General features: G+C 64.1%; 15 protein-coding genes. 11 read left to right on the top strand and 4 right to left on the bottom strand.

The features are described 5' to 3' along the window. Positions 1-109: 109 nt before the first annotated feature. Together hpaA and hpaR are read right to left on the bottom strand one after the other, a co-directional pair. On the bottom strand, positions 110-1,027 hold the full coding sequence (gene hpaA, locus HW090_RS09290; RefSeq protein ID WP_179113260.1) for a 4-hydroxyphenylacetate catabolism regulatory protein HpaA: 918 nt from the start codon (positions 1,025-1,027) through the stop codon (positions 110-112). A gap of 168 nt (positions 1,028-1,195) precedes the next feature. Then, entirely contained in the window at positions 1,196-1,618 is a 423-nt protein-coding gene (hpaR, locus tag HW090_RS09295) for a homoprotocatechuate degradation operon regulator HpaR (protein WP_179113261.1), read from the bottom strand. 284 nt (positions 1,619-1,902) lie between these two features. On the opposite strand from hpaR, the gene HW090_RS09300 reads away from it, so the two are divergent. The 11 genes from HW090_RS09300 to HW090_RS09350 all read left to right on the top strand — a co-directional run bounded on the left by HW090_RS09300 (position 1,903) and on the right by HW090_RS09350 (position 11,973). Next, the gene (locus tag HW090_RS09300; protein ID WP_179113262.1) at positions 1,903-2,565 is read left to right on the top strand and encodes a fumarylacetoacetate hydrolase family protein; all 663 of its coding nucleotides are present in this window, start codon (positions 1,903-1,905) and stop codon (positions 2,563-2,565) included. Next, entirely contained in the window at positions 2,565-3,329 is a 765-nt protein-coding gene (locus HW090_RS09305) for a fumarylacetoacetate hydrolase family protein (RefSeq protein ID WP_179113263.1), read from the top strand. The genes HW090_RS09300 and HW090_RS09305 overlap by 1 nt, the downstream gene beginning before the upstream one ends. Positions 3,330-3,351: 22 nt before the next feature. After that, entirely contained in the window at positions 3,352-4,812 is a 1,461-nt protein-coding gene (hpaE, locus tag HW090_RS09310) for a 5-carboxymethyl-2-hydroxymuconate semialdehyde dehydrogenase (protein WP_179113264.1), read from the top strand. 129 nt (positions 4,813-4,941) lie between these two features. Then, positions 4,942-5,787 carry a 3,4-dihydroxyphenylacetate 2,3-dioxygenase gene (gene hpaD, locus HW090_RS09315; RefSeq protein WP_179113265.1) on the top strand — a complete coding sequence of 282 codons (846 nt, stop codon included), beginning with the start codon at positions 4,942-4,944 and terminating at the stop codon, positions 5,785-5,787. Positions 5,788-5,831: 44 nt separating this feature from the next. Next, positions 5,832-6,224, top strand: coding sequence for a 5-carboxymethyl-2-hydroxymuconate Delta-isomerase (locus tag HW090_RS09320; protein WP_179113266.1), 393 nt, complete (start codon positions 5,832-5,834; stop codon positions 6,222-6,224). A gap of 12 nt (positions 6,225-6,236) precedes the next feature. Then, the gene (hpaH, locus tag HW090_RS09325) at positions 6,237-7,040 is read left to right on the top strand and encodes a 2-oxo-hept-4-ene-1,7-dioate hydratase (protein ID WP_179113267.1); all 804 of its coding nucleotides are present in this window, start codon (positions 6,237-6,239) and stop codon (positions 7,038-7,040) included. Between the two features lie 17 nt (positions 7,041-7,057). Further along, entirely contained in the window at positions 7,058-7,876 is an 819-nt protein-coding gene (gene hpaI, locus HW090_RS09330) for a 4-hydroxy-2-oxoheptanedioate aldolase (RefSeq protein ID WP_179113268.1), read from the top strand. Positions 7,877-7,895: 19 nt separating this feature from the next. After that, positions 7,896-9,350, top strand: coding sequence for an NAD-dependent succinate-semialdehyde dehydrogenase (locus tag HW090_RS09335; protein WP_179113269.1), 1,455 nt, complete (start codon positions 7,896-7,898; stop codon positions 9,348-9,350). 172 nt (positions 9,351-9,522) lie between these two features. Further along, positions 9,523-10,821, top strand: a complete 1,299-nt coding sequence (locus HW090_RS09340; protein WP_179113270.1) for an FAD-binding oxidoreductase — start codon at positions 9,523-9,525, stop codon at positions 10,819-10,821. A gap of 24 nt (positions 10,822-10,845) precedes the next feature. Further along, positions 10,846-11,211: a cupin domain-containing protein gene (locus HW090_RS09345; RefSeq protein WP_179113271.1), complete on the top strand. Its 366-nt coding sequence runs from the start codon at positions 10,846-10,848 to the stop codon at positions 11,209-11,211. Between the two features lie 108 nt (positions 11,212-11,319). Then, positions 11,320-11,973 carry a helix-turn-helix transcriptional regulator gene (locus HW090_RS09350; protein WP_179113272.1) on the top strand — a complete coding sequence of 218 codons (654 nt, stop codon included), beginning with the start codon at positions 11,320-11,322 and terminating at the stop codon, positions 11,971-11,973. A gap of 20 nt (positions 11,974-11,993) precedes the next feature. On the opposite strand, the gene HW090_RS09355 is transcribed toward HW090_RS09350, so the two are convergent. Both HW090_RS09355 and HW090_RS09360 read right to left on the bottom strand, forming a co-directional pair. Further along, positions 11,994-12,554: a TetR/AcrR family transcriptional regulator gene (locus HW090_RS09355; protein ID WP_179113273.1), complete on the bottom strand. Its 561-nt coding sequence runs from the start codon at positions 12,552-12,554 to the stop codon at positions 11,994-11,996. 159 nt (positions 12,555-12,713) lie between these two features. Further along, positions 12,714-14,957, bottom strand: a complete 2,244-nt coding sequence (locus HW090_RS09360) for a FepA family TonB-dependent siderophore receptor (RefSeq protein ID WP_179113274.1) — start codon at positions 14,955-14,957, stop codon at positions 12,714-12,716. Between the last annotated feature and the right edge of the window lie 41 nt (positions 14,958-14,998).

Raw genomic sequence — 14,998 nt, forward strand, 5'->3', positions numbered from 1 at the left:
GCAGGCCGTACGCTGCATGTATGGCGGGCCGGTAAGCCTGTACGGCTTCACGCTATTCGTTAATAAATTAATTTTTATCATCCACTGTCAAGCCAGAGCCAGGCCCTGTTCAGCGCCAGGCATCCTCCTTCTCGGCCAGATGTCGCTGGCGATACTCGCCCGGCGCCATCCCCGCATTGCGATGGAAGAAACGGCTGAAATAAGCCGGATCGGTGAAACCCAGGCGATAGCTGATTTCGTTGGCCGTGCACCCGGAGAACAGCAACAGGCGCCGGGCCTCCTGCATCAGCCGCTCGTGCACCAGGCGCTTGGACGGCAGGCCGGCGATGCGTCGGCAGATATCGTTGAGGCGCGCTTCGGTGACCCCAAGGCGCTCGGCATAAATGCCCAGCGACCAATGCTCGGCGTAATGCCGTTCGATCAGTGCGTTGAAATGGTGAAAGAAATGCAGGTCGTTGCGCCGTGTCGGCTGTGCCGTCAGCGAACGGCTCGATAAGCGCAGCAGGCTGATCAGGAGCAGCCGCGTCAGCGCTTCCAGGCACGATGAACGGCCCGGGCGATTGGCGGTGAACTCGTCACGCAATGCATCGAAACACTGGTCGACGCGGAGGATGTCGCCAGCAAAGCGCTCGTCCAGATCATCGAACGCCACGCAGACCGCACCGATGCGCGGCCCGTCGGCAAGGCCCTGGTCGGCCTCCAGCAACGGCCAGACCCATTGCTGGCGCACGGTCAGCACATGGCCATCGCTGTCCGCCTCGGTGACGAAGGCATGGGGAATGGTCGGCGGCGTCAGGAAGAACAGCGGCCCCTCGCGGTGATACTGCTGGTCGTCCAGGTAGACCCGTACCGCACCACTCTTGACGTAATGAATCTGGAAGAACCGGTCGTGCCGGTGCACCGGCATGTTGCGGCCGAAGAAATCGGCCAGCTTGCCCAGCGCCTCGTAGTGCACGTCGGCATCGGCATAGCGCTGGTCGTAGACCTGGCCGATGTCGATGTTGGGGATGGCTTGCACCTCACGCATGGATACCCCTCCGGCTCTCGCGCTCTCAGAACCTGTTCACGATCTCGCGAGCTAGAGCACTACAAGGCAAAAACAGGCGAGGAAGCGGAGTTTACGAGTTGTAAATGAGCATTCCGAGCCTGTTTTTAACGCAGTAGGGCCGACGCGTAGCAGATCGTGAACAGGTACTCAGGGCTTGACCTGTTTCAGTTCATTGAGCAGCCCAAGCAGTTGCTGCAGCTTCTCTTCGCCGAACTGCGCCTGGATCTTCTGGTAGTTGCTCTCCATCCCGTCGCTCATGGAGACGAAGCACTGCTGCCCCTTCTCGGTCAGGTTGACGTACACCCGCCGCTGGTCTTGGGGCGACTTCCAGCGGCGCACCAGGCCATCGCGCTCCAGCCGCCCCAGCACGCCGGTCATGCTCGGTTTGAGAATGCAGGCCTGGCGCGCCAGTTGATGGCTTTCCAGTTCGCCCTGCTGGCGCAGGATGCGCACGATCCGCCACTGCTGCTCGGTCAGCCCGTGCTGGTTGAGCAGCGGGCGGAAGAACGCCATGGCGGCTTCTCGGGCCTGCAACAGCGTGAGGGTCAGGGAGGGTCTGGTGTTGGACATGTTTCGAAAGCCCGCAAGGTCATGGAAGTGAACAGTTTAACCAATCTTTCGAAGGCCTCGGGAATTCACCCAGGCGTGTCATGGGCAATCAAGTCCCTGGCAGGAGAAGACAATCACAACCCGCGGCTGACCGCTTAAATAGCAGCAGGCAGGCATGGCCTCCAGGCGCGCATGCCTTGACGATGATTAATATATTAACTATAAAAGTTTTCATGTTAACGATAACGCGACTGACTGCACACGACCGATGTCCAGGTGCAGCTGTCACCACCCAGGAGTAGACCATGCCCCTCAATGCCAGCGAACTGGCCACCGGCAGCCTGTTCGGCGTCGCCCTGAACTACCAAGGGCTGCTGGCAGGTCGCCTCGACGAGTTCGGCCAGCCGCCCTACCAGAAGCCGCCGGTCAAACCGGTGCTGTTCATCAAGACCTCCAACACCCGCAACGGCAATGGCCAGGCGGTCATCGCTCCCAGTGGCGAACGCCTGCAACCCGGCCCTGCGCTCGGCGTGGTGATCGGTAGCGATGCCAGCCGCGTCAGTGCCGAGAGGGCGCTGGAGCATGTGGCCGGCTATGTGCTGGTGAATGAGTTCAGCCTGCCGGAAGACAGCTACTACCGCCCGGCGGTCAAGGCCAAGTGCCGCGACGGTTTCTGTGCCATCGGCGACGAAGTGGTGCCTGTCGATGCAGTGCCCGAACCCGGCAGGCTGGAGCTGCGCCTGCTGGTCAACGGCGAAGTGCGCCAGCAGAACACCACGGCGAACCTGGTGCGCGGCATCGGCCAGTTGATCGCCGAACTGAGCGAGTTCATGACCCTGCACAAGGGCGACGTACTCATCACCGGAACGCCGGAAGGCCGCGTCGACGTGCAGCCGGGCGACGAAGTGGTGGTGGAGATCGACGGCCTTGGCCGCCTGACCAATCACATCGTGGCGGAGGAAGCCTGATGAAACACGCGCGTATCCGCTATCAGGGCGAAACCTTCGCCGTCACCGTCGAAGACGGCAACGCCGTGCGCCTGGCCGACGGCCGCCTGCTCGCCGAGCAGGACGTGGAATGGCTGCCACCGGCCCAGGGCAGCATGTTCGCCCTCGGCCTGAACTACGCCGATCACGCCGCCGAGCTGGCGTTCAAGGCACCGACCGAACCACTGGCCTTCATCAAGTCGCCCGGCACCTACACCGGCCACAACCAGGTGACCTGGCGCCCGGACAACGTCAAGTACATGCACTACGAGTGCGAACTGGTGGCGGTGATCGGCAAGCCGGCGCGCAACGTCAAGCGCGAGGACGCGCTGGACTACCTGGCCGGCTACACCGTCTGCAACGACTACGCCATCCGCGACTACCTGGAAAACTACTACCGCCCCAACCTGCGGGTGAAGAACCGCGACGCCACCACACCGGTCGGCCCGTGGATCGTCGATGCCGCAGACGTGCCGGATCCGTCGAAGCTCAGGCTGCGCACCTGGATCAACGGTGAGCTGAAACAGGACGGCACAACCGCCGACATGATCTTCGACATCCCCTACCTGATCGAATACTTCTCCAGCTTCATGACCCTGCAGCCGGGCGACATGATCGCCACCGGCACGCCGGAAGGCCTGGCCGACGTGGTGCCGGGCGACGAAGTGGTGGTGGAGGTGGAAGGCGTTGGCCGCCTGGCCAACCGCATCGTCAGCGAAACCGAATTCTTTGCCGCTCGCGGCTAAACAAGACAAGAGAAGAACCGACATGATCAAGCACTGGATCAACGGCAAGGAAGTCGAGAGCAAAGAGACTTTCACCAACTACAACCCGGCCACCGCCGAAGTCATCGGCGAGGTCGCCAGCGGCGGCACCGACGAGATCGACCAGGCTGTCGCCGCCGCCAAGGCCGCCTTCCCCAAGTGGTCCAACACCCCGGCCAAGGAACGCGCCAGGCTGATGCGCAAGCTGGGTGAACTGATCGACCAGAACGTACCGAAACTGGCCGAGCTGGAAACCCTCGACACCGGCCTGCCGATCCACCAGACCAGGAACGTGCTGATCCCGCGCGCCTCGCACAACTTCGACTTCTTCGCCGAGGTCTGCACGCGCATGGATGGCCACAGCTACCCGGTCGACGACCAGATGCTCAACTACACCCTGTACCAGCCGGTCGGCGTGTGTGGGCTGGTGTCGCCGTGGAACGTGCCGTTCATGACCGCCACCTGGAAGACCGCGCCGTGCCTGGCCCTGGGCAACACCGCGGTCTTGAAGATGAGCGAACTGTCGCCACTGACCGCCAACGAACTCGGCCGCCTGGCACTGGAAGCCGGCATCCCCGAGGGCGTGCTGAACGTGGTGCAAGGCTATGGCGCCACCGCGGGCGATGCCCTGGTGCGTCACCCGGACGTGCGCGCGATCTCTTTCACCGGTGGCACCGCCACCGGCCGCAAGATCATGCAGACCGCCGGCCTGAAGAAATACTCGATGGAGCTGGGTGGCAAGAGCCCGGTGGTGATCTTCGACGACGCCGACCTGGATCGTGCCCTCGACGCCGCACTGTTCACCATCTTCTCGCTGAACGGCGAACGCTGCACCGCCGGCAGCCGCATCTTCATCCAGGAAACCGTCTACGACCAGTTCGTCGCCGAGTTCGCCGCCCGTGCCAAACGCCTGATCGTCGGCGACCCGACCGACCCGAAGACCCAGGTCGGCTCGATGATCACCCAGGCGCACTACGACAAGGTCACCGGCTACATCAGGATCGGCATCGAAGAAGGCGCCAATCTGGTCGCTGGCGGTCTGGAGCGTCCGGCAGGCCTGCCGGCACACCTGGCCAGGGGGCAGTTCATCCAGCCGACCGTGTTCGCCGACGTCGACAACCGCATGCGCATCGCCCAGGAAGAAATCTTCGGCCCGGTGGTGTGCCTGATCAAGTTCAAGGACGAAGCCGAAGCCCTGCGCCTGGCCAACGACACCGAGTACGGCCTGGCCTCCTACATCTGGACCCAGGACATCGGCAAGGCACATCGCCTGGCGCGTGGCATCGAGGCCGGCATGGTGTTCATCAACAGCCAGAACGTGCGCGACCTGCGCCAGCCGTTCGGCGGCGTGAAAGGCTCGGGTACCGGCCGTGAAGGCGGCGAATACAGCTTCGAAGTGTTCGCCGAGATCAAGAACGTCTGCATTTCCATGGGCAGCCACCACATCCCGCGCTGGGGTCTGTAGGCCAACCCAGCGAGCGCTCCCCGTCCGTGCCATACAGGCGCGGCGAGGGGGCGCCATCCAGGCCGGCGTGTAAACAGTCATAACAATTCGCGTACCGCTCCCAGCGGCCGCCTTACAAGGAGAACTGTCATGGGCACACTCGCTCTGGCTGCCAAAGTCACACACGTTCCATCCATGTACCTGTCCGAATTGCCCGGCCCACACCAGGGTTGCCGCCAGGCGGCGATCGACGGCCACAAGGAAATCGGCCGCCGCTGCCGCGAACTCGGCGTCGACACCATCGTCGTGTTCGACAGCCACTGGCTGGTCAACAGCGCCTTCCACATCAACTGCGGCGCACACTTCAAGGGCATCTACACCAGCAACGAGTTGCCCCACTTCATTCGCGACATGCCCTTCGAGTACCCCGGCAACCCCGAGCTGGGGGCACTGATGGCGGAAGAGATCGCCAAATTCGACGTCCGCGTGCAGGCGCACAACATCGCCAGCCTGGAACTGGAATACGGCACCCTGGTACCGATGCGCTACATGAACGAAGACCAGAGCTTCAAAGTGGTTTCGGTGTCAGCGTTCTGTACCTCCCATGAACTGGAAGACAGTCGCCGCTTCGGCGAAGGCCTGCGCCAGGCCATCGAGCGCTACGACGGCACCGTCGCGCTGCTCGCCAGCGGCTCGCTGTCCCACCGTTTTGCCTGGGACCGCATCGCCCAGGACAAGCTCAACGCCTACACCCGCGAGTTCGACCGCCAGGTGGACAAGCGCGTGGTGGAAATGTGGCGCAACGCCGAATGGGCCGACTTCTGCGCCATGCTGCCGGAATACGCCGAGTACTGCTTCGGCGAGGGTGGCATGCACGACACCGCCATGCTGCTCGGCGCTCTCGGCTGGGACCAGTACCAGGGCAAGGCGGAGATTCTCACCGATGTCTTCCCCAGCTCCGGCACCGGCCAGATTAACGCCGTATTCCCGCTCTGAGTCGTTGCGGGCCGCCCGCTGGCGGCCCGTACAGGAGGCCTTTCATGCCGCACTTCATCGTCGAATACACCGACAACATCGAGTCCGAAGCCCGCCTGCCCGAGCTGTTCGAGCAGGTCCATGGCTACCTGGGCGCCAGCGGCGTGTTCCCGCTCGGCGGTATCCGCAGCCGGGGCCTGCGCCTGGACACCTGGCGCATGGCCGACGGCCAGCACGACTACGCCTTTGTCCACATCACCCTCAAGGTCGGTGCCGGACGCGACCTGGAAACCCGCAAGCAGGTCGCCGACGGCCTGTTCGCCCTGATCACCGCACACTTCGCCGATCTGCAAGCCCGCCGCCTGTTGGCCATTTCCTTCGAGATGAGCGAGTTGCACGACACGCTCAACTACAAACAGAACAACGTTCACGCCTTCCTTGCCCGGCAGAACGCCTGAGGAACCCTATCCATGCTCGATGCCACCCTCGTCCAACACGCTGCCGAACGCCTCGACAGCGCCGAACGTTCACGCCAGCAGGTGCGCCAGTTCTCCCTGGAACACCCGCAGATCACCATCGAGGACGCCTACGCCATCCAGCGCGCCTGGGTGGCACGCAAGATCGAGGGCGGACGCAAGCTGGTCGGCCACAAGATCGGCCTGACCTCGCGGGCCATGCAGGTGTCGTCGAACATCACCGAGCCGGACTACGGCGCCCTGCTCGACGACATGTTCTTCGACGAAGGCAGCGACATCCCCTTCGAGCGCTTCATCGTGCCACGCGTGGAAGTGGAGCTGGCATTCATCCTCGGCAAGCCGCTGCGAGGGCCCGGTTGCACGGTCTTCGACGTGCTGGAAGCGACCGAATGGGTGATCCCGGCACTGGAAATCATCGACGCCCGTATCCAGCAGGTCGACCCGCAGACCCAAGCCACGCGCAAGGTGTTCGACACCATCTCGGACAACGCCGCCAACGCCGGCGTGGTAATGGGCGGTCGCGCCGTACGACCGAGTGAAGTCGACCTGCGCAAGGTGCCGGCGGTGCTCTACCGCAACGGTGTGATCGAGGAGTCCGGGGTGTCCGCCGCTGTGCTCAACCACCCGGCCAAGGGCGTGGCCTGGCTGGCCAACAAGCTGGCGCCCTACGGCGTCACCCTGGAAGCCGGCCAGGTCATCCTCGGCGGCTCTTTCACTCGCCCGGTGGCGGCACGCCCTGGCGACACCTTCCATGTCGATTACGACTCGCTCGGCAGCATCGCCTGCCGCTTCGTCTGAGCCGCGCGGAGAGTTCCATGGACATGCCCATCAATACCTTCAAGCAACGCCTGCAATCGGGTGAGGCACAGATCGGCCTGTGGCTCGGCCTGGCCGATCCGTACTGTGCCGAGCTGGCGGCCAACGCCGGCTTCGACTGGTTGCTGATCGACGGCGAGCACGCACCGAATGACCTGCGCGGCCTGCTCGGCCAGTTGCAGGCAGTAGCGCCCTACTCCAGAGAAGCAGGGGGCAGCCAACCGGTGATCCGCCCGGTGATCGGCGATACCGCGCTGATCAAGCAAATCCTCGACATCGGCGCGCAGACACTGCTGGTGCCGATGGTGGAAAGCGCCGAACAGGCCCGTGCACTGGTGCGCGCCATCCACTACCCGCCGAGTGGCGTGCGTGGTGTCGGCAGCGCCCTGGCCCGCGCCTCACGCTGGAACAGCATCCCCGGCTACCTGGACCAGGCCGACGCGCAGATGTGCCTGCTGGTGCAGATCGAGAACCTCGACGGGCTGGCCAGGCTGGATGAAATCGTCGCGGTCGATGGCGTCGATGGCGTGTTCATCGGCCCGGCCGACCTCAGCGCCGCCATGGGCCATCGCGGCAACCCCGGCCACCCGGACGTACAGGCCGCCATCGAAGACGCCATCGTGCGCATCGGCCAGGCGGGCAAGGCCGCGGGCATCCTCAGCACCGACCAGACCCTGGCCCGTCGTTATATCGAGCTGGGCGCCAGGTTCGTCGCCGTCGGCGTCGACACCACGGTGCTGATGCGCGGCCTGCAAACCCTGGCATCGGCGTTCAAGGATGCCCCCGCGCCGACCACCAGCGGTGGCGGCGTCTACTGATTCCGAACAAGAGAACGACATGAAACTCACCGATCTGAACCTGCTGCGCGAACAGGCCTATATCGACGGCCAATGGGTCGAGGCCGACAACGAAGCACGCTTCGCCGTGACCAACCCGGCCAATGGCGAGCTGATCGCCGAAGTGGCCTCCGTCGGCCAGGCGGAAACCGCCCGCGCCATCGCCGCCGCCAATGCCGCCCTGCCCGCCTGGCGCGAAAAGACCGCCAAGGAGCGCAGCGCCATCCTGCGCACCTGGTTCAACCTGATCATGGAAAACCAGGAAGACCTGGCCCGCCTGCTCAGTTGGGAGCAGGGCAAGCCGCTGGCCGAAAGCCGTGGCGAGATCGCCTACGGCGCCAGCTTCATCGAGTGGTTCGCCGAGGAAGCCAAGCGCGTCTACGGAGACGTCATCCCGCATGACAAGCAGGGCCGGCGCCTGGTGGTGATCAAGCAGGCCATCGGCGTGGTCGCGGCCATTACCCCGTGGAACTTCCCCAACGCCATGATCACCCGCAAGGTCGGCCCGGCCCTGGCCGCCGGCTGCACCGTGGTGCTCAAGCCCGCGTCGGAAACGCCACTGTCGGCCCTGGCCCTGGCGGTGCTCGGCGAACGCGCGGGTATCCCGGCCGGCGTGCTGAACATCGTCCCCGGCAACAACTCGCGGGCCATTGGCGGCGAGCTGACCGGCAACCCGGACGTGCAGAAGCTGTCCTTCACAGGCTCCACCGGCATCGGCAAGCTGCTGATGGCACAGTGCGCGGACAGCATCAAGAAAGTCAGCCTGGAACTGGGCGGCAACGCGCCCTTCATCGTGTTCGACGATGCCGACCTGGATGCTGCCGTGCAGGGCGCCATCGGCTCCAAGTTCCGCAACAGCGGGCAGACCTGTGTCTGCACCAACCGCCTGCTGGTGCAGAGCGGCGTCTACGAGGCGTTCAGCCAGCGCCTGGTAGCGGCGGTCAACGCCTTGCGTGTCGCCCCCGCGACCGACGACAGCGCCCAGCAAGGTCCGCTGATCAACGCCAAGGCCGTGGCCAAGATCCAGGAGCATATCGATGACGCCGTCGGCAAAGGCGCCGTGGTGCTGGCCGGTGGCAAGCCCCATGCCCTCGGCGGCAGCTTCTTCGAGCCGACCGTGCTCGGCGAGGTGACGCCGGAGATGCTGGTGGCCCGCGACGAAACCTTCGGCCCGCTGGCGCCGATCTTCCGTTTCGACACGGAAGCCGAGGCCATCGCCATGGCCAACGACACCGAATTCGGCCTTGCCTCCTACCTCTACACCCGCGACCTGGGCCGCGCCTGGCGCGTCGGTGAGGCGCTGGAGTACGGCATGGTCGGCATCAACGAAGGGCTGATCTCCACCGAGGTCGCGCCGTTCGGCGGCATCAAGCAATCCGGCCTTGGTCGCGAGGGCTCGAAGTACGGCATCGACGACTATATCGAACAGAAGTACCTGTGCCTGGGGATCGCCTGAGCCATCGCTGCAGCGGCTGCCAGCGGGTACGCGCCCGCCGCTGGCAGCCCAGGTCAAGCCAGCGGACAGTGCTGGTCAAGACAATACAGGTCGCTAACGCACTTAATGACGACGTCCAGCAGGCTCCGCCTGCTCGCACACCGTTCCACATTGCTCGGTGAGAGTTCCAGCCATGATCAATATCGAGACGCCCACCTACTACACCGCCACCAAGAAGTACGACCTGAGCTTCCCTGCCCTGCGTGAAGATCTGGAGGCGGATGTGGTCGTCATCGGTGGCGGCTTCTCCGGCATCAACACCGCACTGGAGTTGGCCGAGAAAGGCATCACCAACATCGTCGTGCTGGAGGGCCGCTACCTCGGTTTCGGTGGCACCGGGCGCAACGGCGGGCAGATCATGGCCGGTATCGGCCACGACCTGGAGAAAATCCGCAAGGACGTCGGCGAAGACGGCCTGCGGCAGATCTTCGAGATCAGCGACATGGGCGCCGACATCATCAAGGACCGCATCGCCAAGTACGGCATCGATGCCGATTTCTGCCACGGCTACGGCTACATGGGCTTCAACGCCCGCCAGGAAAAGACCCTGCGCGCCTGGGAGAGGGAATTCAAATCGCTCGGATCGAAGCATGAGATCCGCTTCCTCGGCGGCTCCGAGGTCAAGCAGATCATCGGCTCCGATGCCTACAGCAGCGCCCTGCTGCACATGGGCGGCGGGCACGTGCACTCGCTCAACCTGTTGCTCGGCGAAGCCAAGGCATTGGCCAGCTACGGGGTGAAGATCTTCGAATACAGCCCGGCACTGGAAGTGAAATACGGCGAACGCATCACCGTGCGTACCGGCAAGGGCTCGGTCAAGGCCAGCAAATTGCTGTGGGCCTGCGACAGTTTCCTCAACAAGCTGGAGCCGGAACTGCACCACAGCACCATCAACACCTATGCCTTCCAGATGATGACCGAGCCGCTGCCGGACGAACTGATCCAGCGCATCAGCCCGATCCGTGGCGCCTACAGCGACATTCGCCCGGTCATCGACTACTACCGCGTGACCAACGAGAACCGCCTGCTGTTCGGCGCCGCCACCTCGTTCATCGAGCACATTCCCCAGGACCTCAAGGCCTGGAACCGCAACCTGATGCTGAAAATCTTCCCCTACCTCAAGGACGTGAAGATCGACCTCGGCTGGGGCGGCCCGATGGCTTGCAGCGCCAACCTGTTCCCACAGATCGGCAGCCTGCCCGGCCGTCCCAATGCCTTCTTCGTGCAGGGCTACTCCGGTTTCGGCGTCACCCCCAGCCACATCATCTGCAAGGTGCTGGCCGAAGGCATGAGCGAAGGCTCCGCGCGCTACGACCTGATCAGTTCAGTCAGGCGCAGCAGCATCATCGGCAAGGACCATCTGCGACCCCTGCTACTCACCGGCGGCAAGACCTGGCACCAGCTTTCCGGCTACTGGAACGGCCGCCGCTAACCCCGTCCACTCAGGAGAACACCCATGACCCTTACCGTCATCGACACCCGTATCACCCTGGCGCAACTGGATGCCTGGGGCACCGTGGCCGACCTTGGCTCGGAAATCCTCGAAGGCGAGGTCAAGGCCTTCGGCCGGATGACCAGCGGCGGCCCGACCGACCCGGTCAGCGCCGGTTACTTCGGCACCACCAAAGGCAAGTTCCGCATGGTCTACCCGTTCAGCGAGCAGGCCACGGTGCTGAGTGGCGAACTGCGTCTCACCGACGAGTCCACCGGGCTCAGCCACCAGTTGAAAGCCGGCGACACCTGGTACGTCGAAAAAGGCACCCCGGTGCTCTGGGACATCACCAGCGACAGCTTTATCAAGCACTACTACGCGGTGGTCTGAACGACCAGCCACACCGCAGGATCCAGCAGGCTTCGAGCGCGGATTACAGGTCAAGGCTCCATCCACGCTCCCTTGGCGGGCTCCGGCCCGCCCGTTTTGGAGGCCGCCATGCATCATCCGACACTCGCCCGGCACTGCCTGCACGCGTTCAGCCAACAGGTGCCCAGCGCCTGCGCAGCGTTCTATCGCATCGATGAACGGCTGCAAGCCTGCGACTTCCAGTTGCACGGCATGCAGGCACCGATGCACCACAGCTACCTCCAGCATTATCGCCACCTCGATCCACTGCAGCCGCGTACCTGCCTGGCAACCGGCATGGCCGTGATCCCGCTGCGCGAGGGACTGGCCCTGCACGATCCGGGCGAGAACCGCCAGTACCAGCGCTTCCTGCGCCAGCATCAGGTAGTGGATGTGGTGGAAGTGATCGCCAAGGTTGCCGAGCGCCCGGTCGCCGGCCTGTCGCTGATCCGCCGCGATGGCCAGGCACCGTTCAGCCGCCAGGAGCTACAACGCCTGCAACCCTTGCTCGGCCTGCTGCAACTGGCCTTGCAGGGCAGCGCGCCCGAGCCTGCCAGCCGCCTGGATGGCCTGACCGCGCGCGAACGGCAGATCGCCCTGCTGCTGCGTGATGGCACCGCCAACAAGGCGATTGCCCGAACCCTCGGCATCGGCCTGCCAACGGTCAAGACCCACCTGCTCAACCTGCTGCGCAAGAGCGGCGCCGGCAACCGTACCGAACTGGTCGCGCGGCTGTTCCTCTGATGACCCCGAAACCGCGTACGTCAGCCCTTCAAGGCCGCTTCGAAGACCTGCCACAAGGCATCTAGGCGCCGTTCGTATTTGGCTACGCCGCCATACACCAGCTCGCTGTGCAGCGCATCGATCATGGCCATGTAGGCAATGGCCAGGGTGGCCGCCGACAATCGCCCGGCCAGCGGTGAGTCCTCGATGGCCTCGCGAATGATGGCTTCCAGTTCGTCCATGAACACATGCATCGGCTCCATCACCACGTCGTAGATATGCAGCGGCGGCGCCAGCAAGGCCTTGACCCAGAACGCCACATGGTGAGAGCCCTCGTAACGCTGGCGAATACCGCGCAAGTGCTCATGCAGGTGCGCAAGCACCTGTTCGCCACCTTGCAGGCTGCGCCTGGCGTGTTCCAGTTCGGCATTGATCAGGAGAGGGATGAGGCTGAGATAAAGCTCATCCTTGTTGCGAAAGTGCGCGTAGATGGAGGGTTTCTTGATACCGACATCCGAAGCGATTTCCGACATCGAGGTGGCATCGAAACCCTGTATGGCGAAGCGCGCCAGCGCTGCTTCCTGTAACCGTATGGCGGTCATGCCAAGCCCCTTGAAATAGGGGGATATTATGGCAGGGGACCGGCCATGCCAACCGATCAGGCCCACTGGACGTGGGCAGTCGGGCTACGCATTCGAAACGCCGCGAATAACACGGCCAGGTTTTCCGTGCGGGACGATGAGCGCCCCGCACGGCGCCAGTCAGAACGACGTCGTCACGCTGGCGAAGAAGGACCGTCCACGCTCGTTGTAGGTCTGCGCGCCGACGTTTTCAGCATTGCCCTTGCGGTACAGGCGCTTGTCGAACAGGTTGCTGACCCCGGCCCGCAGCCCCAGGTTGTCACTGACCTTGTAGCCTGCGCTCAGGCCGAAAATGGCATAGGGGTCCACTTCGTCCTGGGTGGCGATGGTGCTGCCGGTCTGCGCCAGCTTCGGCGGCGTCTGCTTGCCGTACCAGGTGGCGAGGGCCTGGAACGACAGGCGATCGTCGAAGAACCAGTCGAGCGTCGAGTTCACCGTGAACTCGGGGATGATACTCAGCGGCTCGCCCTTGAACGGCCCTGAGCGCTTCTCGGAGTCGATCATGTAGGTCAGGTTGGTGTTCCATTCGAGCGAGGTTCCCAGCGGCAGGAAGATATTGCCTTCCAGCCCTTGCACCAGAGCCTTGCCGGTGTTCTCCCAGCGATAGACATCCTGGTTGTTGACCACGCGGATCGCCGTCGTGCCGGCATCCACCTTGTTGCGGTAATCATTGCGGAAGTACGTCAGGCTGCTGCGCCAGGAGCCCGGGTCGTAGGCGATGCCGATCTCCTTGTTGACGCTGGTTTCCGCCTTCAGGTTTTCATTGCCTTCCAGGAAGCAACTGTTCCCGGTGCCGCCCGCACCGCGCCAGCAACCATTGCCCCGGCTCGACAACAGGTAGCTCTCGGTCGACTGGTAGAGGTTGGGTGCTTTGTAGGCGCGGGCGATACCGCCCTTGAGGGTCCAGGCCTGCGCCAGCCGGTACTCGGCGTTGAGACTGGGGCTCCAGTTGCTGCCGAAGGTGCCGTTGTGATCGAAACGCAGGCCGGGCGTCAGCGTCAGGTCACGGGTTGCGGCAATGTTGCTTTCCACATAGACCGCCTGGCTGTCGAGGCTTGCACTGGTCGATGAGCCGCCCTCCAGGACACCGCCGCCGCTGCCGTTGGGGTCGATGCTCTGGCGCATGCCGCCGGGGTCATTGAGGTGCTCGCGATTGACCTCCAGGCCAGCCGTCAGCACCTGATCGAAACCTGCGATCGGAAACGGCACGTCGACCTGCCCATGCAGCCGGGTGTTCTTCAACCGCGAGGTGTCGAATACCCCGGCAATGCTGTCGTCACCCGCCGCAGGCGCCCCCTCGACACGCCCGGTCAGGCCCTCGCGCTGGCGCTTGTTGCGGGTCACGTCATGGCTCAGGCCAAGCTGCGTGTCGCCCCAGTCATAGCTGCCACGGTGAGTGACCGCGAAGGCCTGGCGATAGGTGATGTTGGTCTCGCGGCCATACATGTCCTCGATGGCATCGTCCAGGTAGAACGGCGAGTCCCCGGCGAAACGGTTGCCCTGGCGCGAGAAACTCAGGTCCAGATCGACGGTGTTCCATGCGTCAGGCTGCCAGGACAGTAGGCCACTGACGTCCTTGTTGACCACCCCTTCGCGTCCGGCGGTGTTCAGGCCGGGCTCGAGGGCGCCACTGCGGCCCTCCACCGGGTCGATATGGCGGGTATTGATATCGCGCGCATCGGCCTTGGCACGGTTGAAACTACCGTATACGCGGCCGGAGAGCGTTTCGCTCAAGGGGCCCGCCAGGCTGAAGTTGGCACGGTCGGTGGTGCCTTCCTTGCGGTCTTCCGGCTGGTTGGTATACAGCGTCATGGAGCCTGTGGCCTTTTGCGTCGAAGGGGCCTTGGTGATGATATTCACCACGCCGCCCATCGCCCCCGAGCCATAGCGGGCCGCCGCCGGGCCACGCAGCACCTCGATCCGCTCGACCTGCTCGGCCGGCACCCAGTTGGTATCGCCACGGGTGTCGCGGTCGCCGCCCCAGCCATAGCGAACCGCGTTGCGCGACGTGACCGGGCGCCCATCGATGAGGATCAGCGTGTTTTCCGGCCCCATGCCACGGATGTCGATCTGGCGGTTGTTGCCACGCATGCCGGAGGCGCTGTTACCGGTCAGGTTGACCCCCGGTTGCCGCCGCAGGATGTCGGAAAGATCGTTGACCGGCGGCGCGCGCTCGATGTCGCTGCTGTTGATGACGGAAACACCGAGGGACTGTTTGATCTGCTCCTCGGCGGTGCCGATGACCTGGAGCGATTCCAGTTCGACATCATGGGTCGTATCGGCGCCGGCCTGGGTGGCGGCGCCCACCAGCAGCGCCAGGGCGATCAGGCTCATGGGCAGGTTGAGCGTGTCACGAGAGTGCATAGAAGACGGACCTTGTATGTGGCGGGTTGGACAGTGGTGGC

Origin of the sequence: Pseudomonas sp. ABC1 (assembly GCF_013395055.1) — a bacterium.
Taxonomy (GTDB): Bacteria; Pseudomonadota; Gammaproteobacteria; order Pseudomonadales; family Pseudomonadaceae; genus Stutzerimonas.